This window comes from Amycolatopsis sp. NPDC102522, from assembly GCF_055584485.1.
Genome location: NZ_JBVJLY010000013.1, coordinates 182,248 through 196,234, shown reverse-complemented (window position 1 = coordinate 196,234; position 13,987 = coordinate 182,248). Strand labels below are relative to the sequence as shown.

General features: G+C 69.2%; 16 protein-coding genes and 1 pseudogene. 4 read left to right on the top strand and 13 right to left on the bottom strand.

Annotated elements, in window-relative coordinates; translation table 11 throughout:
* Window positions 1-28: 28 nt before the first annotated feature.
* The 5 genes from tatA to ACZ6YV_RS27995 are packed head-to-tail and all read right to left on the bottom strand — an operon-like array spanning window position 29 to window position 3,025.
* The gene (tatA, locus tag ACZ6YV_RS28015; RefSeq protein WP_378240245.1) at window positions 29-373 is read right to left on the bottom strand and encodes a Sec-independent protein translocase subunit TatA; all 345 of its coding nucleotides are present in this window, start codon (window positions 371-373) and stop codon (window positions 29-31) included.
* Between the two features lie 37 nt (window positions 374-410).
* Window positions 411-620, bottom strand: coding sequence for a bacteriophage holin (locus ACZ6YV_RS28010; protein WP_005150907.1), 210 nt, complete (start codon window positions 618-620; stop codon window positions 411-413).
* A gap of 9 nt (window positions 621-629) precedes the next feature.
* The gene (locus tag ACZ6YV_RS28005) at window positions 630-1,607 is read right to left on the bottom strand and encodes a helix-turn-helix transcriptional regulator (RefSeq protein WP_378240244.1); all 978 of its coding nucleotides are present in this window, start codon (window positions 1,605-1,607) and stop codon (window positions 630-632) included.
* A complete protein-coding gene (locus ACZ6YV_RS28000) occupies window positions 1,604-2,584 on the bottom strand; it encodes a helix-turn-helix transcriptional regulator (protein WP_465512436.1) in 981 nt (326 codons plus the stop codon). Before ACZ6YV_RS28000 ends, ACZ6YV_RS28005 begins: the two co-directional genes overlap by 4 nt.
* A 9-nt stretch (window positions 2,585-2,593) precedes the next feature.
* Entirely contained in the window at window positions 2,594-3,025 is a 432-nt protein-coding gene (locus ACZ6YV_RS27995) for a winged helix-turn-helix transcriptional regulator (protein ID WP_465512435.1), read from the bottom strand.
* Window positions 3,026-3,128: 103 nt separating this feature from the next.
* Here ACZ6YV_RS27995 and ACZ6YV_RS27990 point away from each other — a divergent pair.
* The 3 genes and pseudogenes from ACZ6YV_RS27990 to ACZ6YV_RS27980 all read left to right on the top strand — a co-directional run bounded on the left by ACZ6YV_RS27990 (window position 3,129) and on the right by ACZ6YV_RS27980 (window position 5,238).
* Window positions 3,129-4,069 (top strand): annotated as a pseudogene (locus ACZ6YV_RS27990) (NADP-dependent oxidoreductase).
* A 21-nt stretch (window positions 4,070-4,090) separates the two neighbouring features.
* A complete protein-coding gene (locus ACZ6YV_RS27985; RefSeq protein ID WP_465512434.1) occupies window positions 4,091-4,543 on the top strand; it encodes an SRPBCC family protein in 453 nt (150 codons plus the stop codon).
* A complete protein-coding gene (locus ACZ6YV_RS27980) occupies window positions 4,540-5,238 on the top strand; it encodes an SDR family oxidoreductase (protein WP_465512433.1) in 699 nt (232 codons plus the stop codon). The genes ACZ6YV_RS27985 and ACZ6YV_RS27980 overlap by 4 nt, the downstream gene beginning before the upstream one ends.
* Before the next feature lie 3 nt (window positions 5,239-5,241).
* On the opposite strand, the gene ACZ6YV_RS27975 is transcribed toward ACZ6YV_RS27980, so the two are convergent.
* The 7 genes from ACZ6YV_RS27975 to pafA form a co-directional block, all read right to left on the bottom strand.
* Complete coding sequence (locus tag ACZ6YV_RS27975; RefSeq protein WP_465512432.1) at window positions 5,242-6,102, bottom strand: TIGR03620 family F420-dependent LLM class oxidoreductase; 861 nt, start codon at window positions 6,100-6,102, stop codon at window positions 5,242-5,244.
* Between the two features lie 71 nt (window positions 6,103-6,173).
* Window positions 6,174-6,515, bottom strand: a complete 342-nt coding sequence (locus ACZ6YV_RS27970; protein WP_378240237.1) for an ArsR/SmtB family transcription factor — start codon at window positions 6,513-6,515, stop codon at window positions 6,174-6,176.
* Window positions 6,516-6,527: 12 nt separating this feature from the next.
* On the bottom strand, window positions 6,528-7,571 hold the full coding sequence (locus ACZ6YV_RS27965; RefSeq protein WP_465512431.1) for an oxidoreductase: 1,044 nt from the start codon (window positions 7,569-7,571) through the stop codon (window positions 6,528-6,530).
* Between the two features lie 76 nt (window positions 7,572-7,647).
* Window positions 7,648-8,208 (bottom strand): hypothetical protein, encoded by a 561-nt coding sequence (locus tag ACZ6YV_RS27960; protein WP_465512430.1) that lies wholly within the window; start codon window positions 8,206-8,208, stop codon window positions 7,648-7,650.
* Window positions 8,205-8,642, bottom strand: coding sequence for a hypothetical protein (locus ACZ6YV_RS27955; protein WP_465512429.1), 438 nt, complete (start codon window positions 8,640-8,642; stop codon window positions 8,205-8,207). The genes ACZ6YV_RS27960 and ACZ6YV_RS27955 overlap by 4 nt, the downstream gene beginning before the upstream one ends.
* Before the next feature lie 238 nt (window positions 8,643-8,880).
* Window positions 8,881-9,609: a hypothetical protein gene (locus tag ACZ6YV_RS27950; RefSeq protein WP_465512428.1), complete on the bottom strand. Its 729-nt coding sequence runs from the start codon at window positions 9,607-9,609 to the stop codon at window positions 8,881-8,883.
* Window positions 9,610-9,913: 304 nt separating this feature from the next.
* Complete coding sequence (gene pafA, locus ACZ6YV_RS27945; protein ID WP_465512427.1) at window positions 9,914-11,272, bottom strand: Pup--protein ligase; 1,359 nt, start codon at window positions 11,270-11,272, stop codon at window positions 9,914-9,916.
* Window positions 11,273-11,419: 147 nt separating this feature from the next.
* Here pafA and ACZ6YV_RS27940 point away from each other — a divergent pair, with 147 nt between their 5' ends.
* Window positions 11,420-12,895: a phosphatase PAP2 family protein gene (locus ACZ6YV_RS27940; RefSeq protein WP_465512426.1), complete on the top strand. Its 1,476-nt coding sequence runs from the start codon at window positions 11,420-11,422 to the stop codon at window positions 12,893-12,895.
* Here the strand turns inward: ACZ6YV_RS27940 and ACZ6YV_RS27935 are convergent.
* A complete protein-coding gene (locus tag ACZ6YV_RS27935; RefSeq protein ID WP_465512425.1) occupies window positions 12,892-13,866 on the bottom strand; it encodes an ArsR/SmtB family transcription factor in 975 nt (324 codons plus the stop codon). The genes ACZ6YV_RS27940 and ACZ6YV_RS27935 overlap by 4 nt on opposite strands.
* Between the last annotated feature and the right edge of the window lie 121 nt (window positions 13,867-13,987).

Genomic DNA, 13,987 nt, shown 5'->3' with positions numbered 1-13,987 from the left:
GCTGGAAGCTGCTTGGCCGGAAAACCGCTCAGCTGGCGTTCTTCTGCGCCTGCTCGGCCGGAGCGGGCGTCGGGGCCTGCTGCTTCTTGAGCTCGTCGAGCTGACGCTGGAGGTCGGCGACCTGCTTGTCCTGTGCGGACGCGGCAGGAGCGGCGGGCGCGGGCGTGGTGGCCTGCGGCAGCTGCTTGGTGTCGACCTCTTCGGTCTCGGCGGCCTTGTCCTTGTCTCCGCCGGCCATGTCCTTGGTCTCGGCCTTGAAGATCTTCATGGACTTGCCGATGGACCGCGCGGCGTCCGGAAGCCTCTTGGCGCCGAACAGCAGAACAACGACGAGCACCAGGATGATGATGTGCCACGGCTGCAGCGCGTTCATCGTTTGCGGCCTCCTTCTCGAGTCTCTGGGTGAGATGTTACCGGTCTTCGAGCCCACGTCGTTGCGCGATCGCCACGCGGAGCGCGGCCGACCGGGCACGAAGCAGCCCTGTCCGTTTTCGGGTGTTCGTAGCCACCATGCTCATCGTATGGGTGAGTACGCGCAAGACTCTGCGTAATTTGATTAGCAGAACGAAGAGCAGGATCAGCCCGGCGACGGCGAGCGCGATGCTCGGCAGGTACGACACGGCGTCACCCTACTGCTCGTAGGTTGACGCAAGGTGACGAGCCCGGGCCAGCGCGTCGGCGGCCCGTCGACGAACCGCCTCACCGAGTGTGGCGGGGCTCTCGACCTGCGCGTCTCCCCCGAGACCGAGGATCAGCCGGACCATCCACGACTCGTCGGCGTAGCGCATCCGGATCCGCAGGCGCCCGCCGTCGAGCTCGTCGAGTTCCTCGCAGGGGTAGTACTCGGCTACCCAGCGTGCGTCGGGATCGAGGACGAGGACGGCTTCCTGCTGATCGGGACGCGGGCGGAAAACACCATCGGAAAGGTCAGTGGGCCGGGCGTGCGCCGGCGGCACCGCGGGTTCGTCGAGCACGGTGTGCTCGTCGATGCGGTCGAGCCGGAACAACCGGACCCCTTCGGCGCGGCGGCACCACGCTTCGAGGTAGCCGACCGCCTGGACGATGAGCAGCCGCATGGGATCGACGGTGCGTTCGGTGATCTCGTCCTTCGACGCGGTGTAGTACCGGATCCGCAACGCGCGCCTCGCGGTGAGAGCGGCGCGGACGGCTTCGCGGGTGCCGGCGGTCTTCTTGCCTTCCCGCACTCCCCCTCCGACGACGATCCCCGACGGCTGGGCCTGCCCTGCGGCGGCCTCGATCTTCGCGATGGCGCGGCGGACCGCGTCGGCGTCGACCACGCCGGGCGTCTCGGCGAGCGCCCGCAGCGCGACGAGCATGGCCGTCGCCTCGCCACCGGTGAGCCGCAGCGGGCGGTTCATGCCGGCGTCGTGCGTGACGACGATCGTGTCGCCCTCGAACGAGAGGTCGATCAGGTCGCCGGGGCCGTAGCCGGGCAGCCCGCACATCCACAGCAGTTCGAGGTCCTTGCGCAACTGCTTGGGCGTGACGTCGAAGTCGTGGGCGGCGTCGACGATCTTGATCCCCGGCCGGGCGAGCAGGTACGGCACGAGCGCGAGCAGGCGCGGCATCCGTCCGGTGGCGCTCATCGGGCACCACCGGCGTGCGCGACGGCTTCGAGGCGGCTGAGTACCGACTTCGCGAGGACCTCGGGTTCGAGGACCAGGACGTCCGGGCCGTGGGCGGTGAGCCAGTCGGCGGCGGATTCGGGGTAGTACAGCTCGATCTCCACGAGGTCGCCTTCTTCTCCCCCGGCGGTGCTGCGGCCGACCACCCGGCCGCGGCGGCGGATCCCGGCGGCCCGGCCGTCGGCGACCCAGACACTGGCGGTGGTCGGCGCGGACGGATCCTCGCTGCTGCTGGCGGACACCATCTGCAGCAGGTTGATCCCTTCCGGGCGCTCGACGACGCCGGTTTGCCCGAAGGCGTCGACCTTCCCTGTCACGCGCGACAAGCGGAAGCACCGCGGCGCGCCACGGTCCCTGTCGTGCCCGACGACGTACCAGCGGCCCCGCCACGACACGACGCCCCACGGTTCGAGGGTGCGGATCTTGCGCTCGGCCGAACCGCTGCGGCGGTACTCGAAGCGCACCGCCTGCCCGGCTTGGACAGCGGCGAGCAACGGGCCGAACGCCGGTTCGGCGCGGACACGGGGTTCGACGACGGTCGGGGCGTGGTCATCGACCTCGACCCCGGCGGCGCGGAGCTTCACCAGCGCGCCCTGGGCCTCGCCGGTCAGTTCCGGTGAATCCCAGAGCCGGACGGCAAGGCCGACTGCGGTCGCCTCGTCCGGCGCGAGGTCGATTTCGCCGAGTTCGTAGTCGCGGCGCGCGATGCGGTAGCCGTCGATCCCGTCGAACGCGGAGTTGCGGCCGGTCTCCAGCGGGATGCCGAGTTCGCGCAGTTCGGTCTTGTCGCGCTCGAACATGCGGAAGTAGGCCTCGTCGCTGGCCGCGTCGGCGTACCCGGGCACGATGCCCCGGATCCGCTCGGCGGTGAGGTACTGCCGGGTGGACAGGAGGGCCAGAACCAGGTTGACCAATCGTTCGGCGCGTGCGGTGGACACCCGGTTACCCTAGCCCGCGCCGTCCGACCCGATGGTGAGAGCCGCCGATCGCGCGTCGTAATGAACCCTGGCGGACTCGACCTCGTCGAACCGAGACTCGGCCCAGTCCTTGATCCCGGCCACCAGTTGCCGGAGGCTCCGGCCGAGATCGGTCAGTTCGTAGTCGACGCGGACCGGCACGCAAGCGGTGACGGTGCGGGTCAGCAGACCGTCCCGTTCCAGGGTGCGCAGGGTCTGCGTGAGCATCTTCTGGCTGACTCCGGCGATCCGGCGGGAGAGATCGCTGTAGCGCTGGGGCCCGTCGCCGAGGGCGACGAGGACGAGACTGACCCATTTGCCCGAGACCTCGTCGAGCAGCTTCCGGGCCGGGCAGGCAGCGAGATAGGCGTCGTAGGCCCGTTTCTCCTCGTCCCGCCGTTCCTGTGCCGTGCGCGTGACCACGTGCGCGTACCTCCGCGTGGGTTGGGCACCTCGAGGTGCGTACTTCCCGATGGAGAGTAACTCCCCATACGTTCGCCGGGTACGACACCTTGGAGGAGAAACGATGCGTGCGGTGGTGGTCCGCCGGTTCGGCGGCCCGGAGGTCCTGGAGCTCGCCGAGATGCCGGTCCCGACGCCGGGGACCGGTCAGGTGCGGGTGAAGGTGGCGGCGGCCGGGGTCAACCCGGTCGACGCCGCGACCCGGTCTGGATTCCTGACCGGGGCGGGGATCATCCCGCCCCGGGCGGTGCTCGGGATCGGCTGGGACGTGGCTGGAACGATCGACGCGGTCGGCGACGGTGTCACCGAATTCGCCACGGGCGACGCCGTGATCGGCCTGCGGGATCGGCCGTCGACAGCGCTCGGCGCGCAAGCCGAGTTCGTCGTACTCGACGCGGACGCGGTCGCCGCCGCCCCGCGGACCGTGTCCCTCGTGGAGGCCGCGACCCTGCCACTGAACGGGCTCACCGCGGCACAGGCGCTCGACCTGCTCGACCTGCCGCCGGGAGCGACGGTCCTGGTGACCGGCGCGGCGGGCGCCGTCGGCGGCTACGCGGTCGCCTTGGCCAAGGCCCGCGGTTTCCGCGTGGTGGCGGTCGCCGGTTCCGCCGACGAAGCGCTGGTCCGAGGCTTCGGCGCGGAGTTTTTCGTGCCACGCGGCGACTTCCTGGCCGATCGCGTGCGGGCGGCGTCGACGCGGCGCTCGACCCGGCCCTGCTCGGACTCGAAGCCTTGGACGCCGTGGCGAGCCGCGGCCGGTTCGTGGTGTTCGCGGCAGGCGCGGCTCCGATTCCCTTGCGCGGCATCAGGGTCGAGCACGTCTGGATCCGCGCGGACGGCGCCACACTGAAGGACCTCGCAGCCTTGGTCGACGACGGCGTGCTCACCCCGCGGGTCGCGGGCACCTTGCCGCTGACCGAGGCGGCGGAAGCACACGAGCGCTTGGCGTCGGGAGGGCTTCGCGGGCGGCTGGTCCTGACAAACGATAAGTTGACGCTTAATTAAGCCCACGGTTATCTTCACCTCATGGACAACGACGAGACCCGGCTCGAACTCCGGCGCGAGTACCCGGACCCGATCGAAGACGTCTGGTCGGCCCTCACCGAATCCGACCGCATGGCCCGGTGGATCGGCACGTGGACCGGCGAGGCCGGGGTCGGCAACACGATCATGCTGCTGATGACCGCGGAGAAGGAGACCGAACCGGGGCCCGCCGTCATCCGCGAATGCGATCCGCCGAAACGGCTGGTGGTGGATCTGGGCGTGACCGGGCAGGCCGCGTGGCGAGTGGAGCTGACCCTGACCCCGCGGGGCGACGGGACGGTGCTCGACTTCGTGCACCATCTGCCCGCGACCGACTGGGACACCTCGGACATCCTCAAGGGCTGGCACTTCTACCTCGACCGGCTCGGCGCTTCCCTGGTCGGCGAGCCGGTGCCCGAGTGGGAGACCTACACGCCGCCTAGTTTGGACGCATGAACGATCGAGTACTGCTGATCACCGGCGCCTCCCGTGGTCTCGGCGAGGCCACCGCACGCCGGGCCGCGGCGGCCGGATTCCGGCTGGCGTTGCTCTCCCGCGACCGCGAGGCGCTGCTCCCTCTCGTCGCCGAGTTCGGCGAGGACAGGGCTCTCGCGCTCGCGGTGGACGTCACCGACTGGGCATCGCTGTCCTCCGCCGTGGAGACGGTGAAAAAGACCTTCGGCGGACTGGACGCGGTGTTCGCCAACGCGGGGCAAAGCGTCGTGGTCTCGTTCTTCGGAGACGGCGGCGCGGACCCCGAGCAGTGGCGGGACATGGTGCTGACGAACGTCTACGGCACCGCGCTCACCGCGCGGGCGACCCTGCCGTCATTGGCAGAGTCGAAGGGGCATCTCGTGCTCACCGGCTCGGTCGCCGGGCGCTACCACCGGCCGGGCAACCTCTACTCGGCGACGAAATGGGCGGTGACCGGACTGGCCGGCTCCATCCGTGAGGAAGCCATCGGCACCGGGGTCCGGGTCACCGTGGTGCAGCCGGGACTGGTCGACACCTCGATGATCCCGGAGGACTCGAAGTCCAAGCCGAAACTCGAACCCGACGACATCGCGAGGGCGGTGCTCTACGCGCTGGAGCAGCCGCCCTCGGTCGACGTCAACGAGATCGTGGTCCGCCCGACCGGCCAGGTCCGCTAGTGGTCAGGACAGCAGCGACTCGGCCAGCCGCCGCCAGTGCGGCATGGCCGACTCGCCCGGTTCGACACCGATGACCTGGATGCCGACGTGGTCGGCGCCCGCGTCGAGATGCCCGTGCAGTTTCGCGGTGACGGTGTCGAGATCGCCCCAGAACACGAGGTCGTCGACGAGCCTGTCGCTGCCGCGGCCGCCGTCGATGTCGGCTTCGGTGTAGCCGAGACGGAGATACTTGGCGACGTTGTACTTCGACGTCAGGTACCCGTGCAGATGCTCACGGGCGATCTCGCGCGCCTTGCCCGGGTCGGTTTCGAACAGGACGGCGTGCTCGACGCCGAGGAAGGCCTTCTCCCCCAGCACTTCCCTCGCCTGGGCGGTGTGCGCCACCGTCACGTGATAGGTGTGCGCGCCTTCGGACCGGTCGCGGGCCAGTTCCAGCATCTTCGGCCCGTACGCGGCCAGCAGCCGCCGCATCGGCGCGGCGGGCAGCGGGTTCGCGCTGGTGACGGCGTCGAGTTCGTCGAGGTAGCCGTTCATCGCGTCCAGCGGCTTCACTCCGGCCTGAGCGCCGCCGAAGCCGAGCCCGAGGACGTGCCGGTCCGGATAGGCGTCGGCCAGCAGGACCGCCGCGCCGCGGGTCCAGCGCGCACCACGGGATCCGATCCGCGCGATCCCGTTGACCACGGCGATGCGATCGGTGGACGCGAGCAGGAACCCGGCGTGGGTCAGCGCCTCACGGCCGTCCCGCTCCGGGATCCAGATCGCGGGCCAGCCGAGCTCTTCCAGTTCCCTCACCGAATCGCGGAGCAGGCTCGCGGGCTGCTCCTCGAAGTCGAACGTCCAGATCCCGAAACGCCCCAGTTCCATCTGTCTCTCCTCAAGTCGGGTCTTACATATCGAAGTATCGCAGATTCTCGATATGTTATTCCCGACCGGATTCAGATGGAGCGTCCCAGCAGGTCGACGAGCTGGGCGATCCGCTGTTCGTCACGCCGATAGTGCGTCCACTTCCCCACCCGGGTGGACTGGACGAGCCCGGCGCGCTGCAGCAACGCCAGGTACGCCGACACCGTGGATTGCGCGAGCCCCAGCTTCTCCTGGAGATGGCTGACGCACACACCGACCTCGTTCTGGTCGGCGATCGCCCGCTCCGGCGGGAAATGCCTGTCCGGTTCGCGCAGCCAGCCGAGCACCTGGAGCCGGATCGGGTTGGCGAGCGCCTTCAGCACCTCGACCAGATGCTCGGTGGTCTCCGGGAGGGGTTCGGCGTGTGCGGTCATGGTCCTTCGAGTTTAGACCCCGCCGAGCCGGGCGGCCCGCCCCTTGGCGCCGCTCGCCCAGCACGCGCCGCGAGCGCAGTCGACCGAGTCCAAGGATCCGGTGTCGAACGACTTCCAGTGCCGTCCGCCGTCCGGGCTCAGGTCGCTCCCGCCGGGGCCGACGGCGATGACCGTGTTCCCCAGCCACGCCAGGCCGGAGCGGTAGCCGACCGGGGCCTCCGGCGGCGTCCGCCAGGTGCGGCCCTTGTCCGCGCTCAGCGCGACCGCCGGACCGGGCGCGTTCGGCGCCGCGTAGTCGCCACCGATGGCCACGCCGTGCCGCGGATCCCGGAACGTCACCGAGAAGACCCCGGCGGAAGCGCCGCTGGGCAACGGGGTGTCGGCGGCTTCCCAGGTGGTGCCGCCGTCGCCGGAGTGCAGGACCCGCGCACGGACCCCGCCTCCGGTGGCGATCCAGGCGTCACGCGGGCCCGCCGTGGTGAGACATTGGCCGCTGGCGGCAAACCCGAACTCGCCGTCGAGCGCGGGGACCATCCCCTCGGCGGGCACCGGCTTCCACGTCCGGCCACCGTCCGAAGTGGACTGCAACCGGAACTTGCCGTCCACCGGATCGCTCATCGCGAGGCCACGCCGGTGGTCGAAGAAGGCGACACAGTCGTAGAACGCGGCCGGGTCACTGTTCTGGAAGGACAGTGACCAGCTCTTGCCACCGTCGTCGGTGCGGTAGATGCGGGACGCGTCGCCGGGCCCGATGGACAGGGCGACCGCGTGATCGGCGTCGAAGGCCTCGATGTCACGGAAGTCGAGCGCCTCGGTGCCGGCCGGGGCGACCGGCTTCCAGGTGCGCCCGCGGTCGATGGTGCGCAGGATCGTGCCCTTGCTTCCGCTGACCCACGCCGTGCGGGAATCCACCGCGGAGAGCCCACGCAACTGCGCGTCCGTGCCCGTCGGGGTCTCCGTCCACGCGGGCTCGGGACAGTCCGGTGCGGCGTGCGCGACGCCGGTGAACGCCAACGGGACGATCGCTCCCAGCACGACCAGCAACGCACGGCGCATCGGCGTACCTCTCCCTCGGTCGAAGAATCGCGCGGGCCACCCTAGCCCGGCCGACGGCGACCTGGCGAGACCCGAGTCAGCCGGACTCCCGCGCCAGATGCTTCCGCGCCTTCCCGACGGTCGGGAAGAACAACCGGTGGGCGACGACGAGGTTGACGACCGTCAGGATCATCGCGAGCACCGGCAGGAGCGTGTACATCACGATGCCGGGCGTCACGTCGATGCGATCTTGCGGGTTGTACCGCCCGGACGAAGCCACCCCGGGCACAGAGAAGAACAAGAAAACTGCCATCGTGAAAATCGCGCCTGTGCACAGCCCCGCCTCGACTCCTCGCAGGAGGATGGCGCCTTTGGTATCGATCTGGCCGGTTCTCACGAGCGTCCGTGCGATCAGCATGGCGATTCCCGACAACAGCAACGCGCCGGCCGCGAAGGTGGCCATCCCCATGGTGACGACATTGGCACCATCGGTCGAGGTCGGAAGAACTCGCCCCGCGATCTGGATGGCGACCACCATGGCCAGTCCGATCGCGCCCGTTCCGACCCCGAGGCTGGTGGCGATTTCGCGAATGGTTCCGATCATTCCAGGCGGGAGGCGACGGTAGGGCTCCTCCGGCCACGCGGTCGAGTAGGTCACGGTTGTCGCTTCCAGTCAGTCGAGTGCGACATCGATTCCGTGTTGGTCCTGGGCCACGTGGCACCAAGAGAGTTCACCTTGTCCTGAATCGCGGTTTGTTCCACCCCGATGCCGTTGGTGAGCGTATCCACCGCGCTGATGGTGGTGATGATCGACGCGATGCCAGTGCCGATCATCCCGACCAGAATCGCGACCGCGGCCGGAATGCCGACAACACTGATGGCACTGAGGATGGCAGTGACGGCAGCGATAGCCAGGGCCGCGAAGGTTCCATATATCTGAGTCCAGAAGCTGTCCAGGCCGTTGGCGAGGTTGACCAGGGAGTTCCTGATCTGCAACCCCAGTTCCTTGAGTGAGTTCAGCCCCGCGACTTGAGCGGACACAGTGACTTTGTACGCCTCTGCCGCCTTGCCACTCCATTCGATGTTCGTCATTGATGAACCGGTTGATCGAGTCCCAGAACTCGGTCATCTTCCCGTTCAGCGCGTTCATTCCCCGGCGGACAGGTTCGATCAAATCCGAGAGAACGTCCGGCACCCAGCTCATCACGTCGTTCACTTTGTCGAACAGCTCACGGATCTTCTCTTCGATTTCACGAAGCTTTTCCAGCGACTGATCGATGACCGGATTGGCTCCAGCGGCCGTCATGGTGGATTCCCCTCGGATGTTCCGCTAGCCGCGGCCGACGCGATCGATGTCGGCCGCGCGCTGGTCCTCGTCGTGCGCGTACCGTTCGGCGGCCGCGCGCAAGGAAGTGGACAGTGCGCGGAAGTTGCTTCCGGCCTGGTCGATCATGTCCTGGATGAGCGCACGGGTCTGGTTGTATTGCTTGTCGAGCCCCTTCGCCGCCGCATACGACATGACGTCTCGCGGGGTCAGGCCCAGTGGCTCGATCGCCGCCCGCGGAGGGGCGAGAGCGTCCGCGGCCGCGTCCCAAAGGTCCACTCCACCCGAAGCGCGTCCAGCGCCAACGCGATGTCGTAGGCGTCCGCCATTACGGCCGCTCCTTACTGATCGATGGCTCCAGGCCGACCCTGCGCGCCATTCGGTGCGGATCGAAGAGCAGTCCCATGATCTCGGCGATCGCAGGACCACCACCCATGAAGGGTCGATTTCCACGGCGACGATCTGCCCGTTGGCCACCGTGCCCTGGACATGGCCGCCGCCGCTCTCGGCGGTGAGGCGGCGATCGACGACCGCGGCGGCCAGCTCGGTGAACTTCGCCAGCTCGGCGGTCGCGGCCTCGACGAGGCGAACCATGTCCTGAGTGCCGAGCGGCGACTCGTCGGCGTCGGACTCGGGTGTCGCGCCGAAGGTCGGCATCGGGGGCGGGTTGCGGACGACGTCGTCCACTTGCCTGCCCAAGGCGGCGATGGTGGCGGCGTTCGCGGCCGCCGTCACCGCGCTGTGCAGTCCGCGCGGGTCGACCGACTGTTTCCACTACCGCGAGAGGGCCACTGAGAGGGCATCGGCATCAGGCGACACGACCACGGTGACGACACCGTCCCGATCCTGCCCGCTGATCCGGTCCTCCTCGGGAACCTAGTCAGCCGCCGGCTACCTCGGTGGATCGTCGTCCAGTTCCAGCTCTTCCTCGAAAGCCCACCGCTCGTCGTCCATCCTCGCCCTCCCCGGCTCAGAACCCACAGCGATCTCCACGGTACCTGGAGTGACGATCACCTGTCGGTTCTGAGCCGGGTGCCGGTCAGAGCGAGGAGATGAGCCTTTCGACCCGTTCGTCCACCGAGCGGAACGGGTCCTTGCACAGCACGGTCCGCTGCGCCTGGTCGTTCAGCTTGAGGTGCACCCAGTCCACGGTGAAGTCACGCCCGGCGGCCTGCGCGGCGGCGATGAAGTCACCGCGCAGCTTCGCCCGCGTGGTCTGCGGCGGGGTGTCCTTGGCCAGCTCGATCTCGCCGTCGTCGGTCACCCTGCGCACGAGGCCCTTGCGCTGCAGCAGGTCGAAGATGCCGCGGCCACGCCGGATGTCGTGGTAGGCGAGGTCGAGCTGAGCGATCCTGGGGCTCGACAGGTCGAGGTCGTGCTTGTTGCGGTAGCGCTCGACGAGGCGGTGCTTGATCGCCCAGTCGATCTCGGTGTCGATCTTGCTGAAGTCCTGCTGCTCCACCGCCTCCAGCGCCCGGCCCCACAGCTCGACGACGCGCTCGGACTGCGGCGACGAACCGGTCTCCTTGACGTGCTGGACGGCGCGGGCGTGGTACTCGCGCTGGATGTCCAGCGCGGACGCCTCACGGCCGCCGGCGAGCCGCACCTGACGACGGCCGGTGAGGTCGTGACTGATCTCGCGGATGGCCCTTATCGGGTTGTCCAGGGTGAAGTCACGGAACTGGACGCCGGCCTCGATCATCTCCAGCACCAGGTTCGCCGACCCGACCTTGAGCAGTGTGGTCGGCTCGGCCATGTTCGAGTCGCCGACGATCACGTGCAGGCGCCGGTAGCGCTCGGCGTCGGCGTGCGGCTCGTCGCGGGTGTTGATGATCGGCCGCGAACGCGTGGTGGCGCTGGAGACGCCTTCCCAGATGTGTTCCGCTCGCTGGGACAGGCAGTACACCGCGCCGCGCGGCGTCTGCAGCACCTTGCCCGCGCCGCAGATCAACTGCCGGGTCACCAGGAACGGCAGGAGCACGTCGGCGATCCGCGAGAACTCCCCGGCACGGGTCACCAGGTAGTTCTCGTGACAGCCGTAGGAGTTGCCCGCCGAGTCGGTGTTGTTCTTGAACAGGTAGATGTCGCCGCCGATGCCCTCGTCCGCCAGCCGTCGCTCGGCGTCGACCAAGAGGTCTTCGAGGATCCGCTCCCCGGCCTTGTCGTGCGTGACGAGCTGCACCAGGTCATCGCATTCGGCCGTGGCGTACTCCGGGTGGGAGCCCACGTCGAGGTAGAGCCGCGAGCCGTTGGACAGGAAGACGTTCGAAGAACGCCCCCAGGACACGACACGCCGAAACAGGTAACGCGCCACTTCGTCCGGGGAGAGCCTGCGTTGCCCGTGAAAGGTGCACGTCACCCCGTACTCGGTCTCGATGCCAAAGATCCGCCGCTGCATTCCACCAGAGTAGGCGGTGAAGACCCACCGAAGGTGCGCCGTTCGGGCGGCGACACGCGGTCGGTACGTTGCATTCGGTGAAAGGTGTGCGGGAAGTCCCGATCGGGTATCACGCACATGACGTCCCGGCCCGGAAGTGGGGAACCCGTGTTAAAGCAGCTCAAGCGCCCTTTCCGCAAGGTCGGGCGGACCGACCGACGGCTGATGGCGCGCAGTGCCGCCCTGCCGAGGACCAGGACCGACGACGTGATCACCGCACTCTCCAGAAGTGCGGACAAGTCCAAGCTCTGGTGGTGTGTCGCGATCTTGCTCGCGACGAAGAAGGGGCCGACGCGCCGGGGCGCGCTCCGCGGCGTGGCCGCCATCGCCGGGGCCAGCGCCGCGGCGAACCTGATCGGCAAGCCACTGTTCCCCCGCCGCCGCCCCGCGGCCGAGGAGGTGCCGGTGCACCGCCGCCTCGTCCGGCGTCCGACCTCGTCGTCGTTCCCCTCCGGCCACTCGGCGTCGGCGGCCGCCTTCGTCACCGCCGTCGCGATGGAATCGCCCAAGGCGGGGGCGGCCCTCGTGCCGCTGGCCGCCGCCGTGGCCTATTCCCGGGTCCACACCGGCGTCCACTGGCCCAGTGACGTCGGCGTCGGGATCGGCATCGGCATCGGCGCGGGCCTGCTGACGCGGCACTGGTGGCCGCTGAACCCCGACTCCCCGGGCCGCACCGCGCACACCGCGGAAGCGCCCGAAATGCGCGATGGCGAGGACATGCTCGTCCTGGTCAACCCGCATTCGGGGATCGACGGCCAGGACCCGACCGAGGAAGCCCGCTTCGCCTGGCCCAAGGCCACCATCCTGTACCCGGACTCCAAGCGGGACCTGCGCGAGCAGCTCTGCGACGAGATCGCCGCCCGAGACAACACGGTGCGCGCGCTCGGTGTCGCGGGCGGCGACGGGACGGTCGCCGCGGTGGCCGCCGTCGCGGCCGACCACGACCTGCCGCTCGCGCTCATCCCGGCGGGCACCCTCAACCATTTCGCCCGCGACGTCGGCATGCGCTCGATGCCCGACGCCGACGCCGCCACCGAAGCGGGCAACGCCGTCGGCGTCGACCTCGGCGAGGTCGAGATCAACGACGACGACCACCGCTACTTCGTCAACACCGCCAGCCTCGGCGGCTACCCGGAAATGGTGCGGATAAGGGAAAAGCTGCAGAAGCGGCACCCGAAGTGGCCGTCCGCGGCGATCGCGCTCGCCCGCACCCTCCGGCGCGCGAAACCGCTGGAAGTGACCCTCAACGGCAAGCACACCAGCATCTGGCTGCTGTTCGTCGGCAACGGCACCTACTCGCCGAAGGGGTTCGCGCCCTCGCACCGCCCGGCACTCGACACCGGCCTGCTCGACGTCCGCTACCTGCGAGCCGACCTGCCCTATTCGCGGGCGCGGTTCATCCTCGCGACGATCACGAACAGCCTCAACGCCAGCCACGTCTACCAGGAACTCGACGTCCCGGAACTGCACGTCCGGCTGCTCGACGGCAACCGTCGCGTCGCCACCGACGGCGAGGTCGGCCCGCTCGGCAACGACTTCCTGTTCCGGTCGCGGTCCAGCGCGCTCACCATCTACCGGCTCTAAGCTTCGAGCAAGGCACTGCCCAGCGGCGTCAGCGAGTGCAGCACGGCGTTGCGGTCGCGTGCGGTGGTGATCAGCCCCGCGCGCCGCAACACGGTGGTGTGCTTGCTGGCGGCCGACGGTGACACTCCCAGCCTCGCGGCCAGCTCCGACGTGCTGCAGCCGACGGCGAGGACAGCGAGCGTGGCCGCGCGGGTCGGCCCGAGCAGGTCGGCAAGCGCGGCTTCCGGCGATCTCCGCACGTCGCGGCCGTACCCGGTCGACGGGGCCGCCTGCCGCACGGACGGATACAGCAGCCGGGCCGGCGCCCGTCCCGACGGCGGGACGACCACCGGGCACACCGCGAAGTACGTCGGCGAAATCAGCAGCCCCGCACCGTCCGTGCCACAGGAGCCGACGATCCCGTCGCCGATCTCCAGCACCGGGGACGACCAGCGCACCAGCGGCCGCAGGCTCGCCAGCACCGCGTCCACCCCGTCGTGCAGCAGCAGCTGCGCCCGCATCCCCCGGTCCGCGTCGACCTGGGCCCGTGCCGGTTCCCAGCCCGGCGCCAGCGACAGTTCGAAGTAGTCCTGCATCGCCTGGACGAGCTTCGGCAGCCCCGCGGTGTCCCCGTCCGGCAATCCCGCCGCCCAGGCGGGCAGCTCCCGGTTCACCGGTGCGTCGCGCAAAGCCGACTTCAAGCACACGGATTCGGTGCGGGCGATCTCCGCGAGCCCGGCCTCCAAACCGCATTCTTCCGCGCCCGGGACAAGGAACGCCGGGATAGGCGCGTACGGGCGGCACAGCCACAGCAGTACCGAAGCCGACTCCGCCAACCCGAGCCGGACCCGGTATCGCCATCGGTTGAAGAACGCCGAACCCGCGTCACGCCGCTGCAGGATCTGCAGGCTGGAAACGAGCTCGGCCAAGGGATCGGCTTCGGGCGCGAGCCGGACGCGCGTCAGGTCCTGCAACGTCAGCTCGATACGCACGGATGGTCCTCGCCTTTGCTCGGAGTCGTTGCCGTGTGATCGCGAGCCAGGTCATTCCGTTACATCGCTGAACTGCGGTATTGCCGCCATCGGAAATCTCCTCGACGGCCGTGGTTCAGAC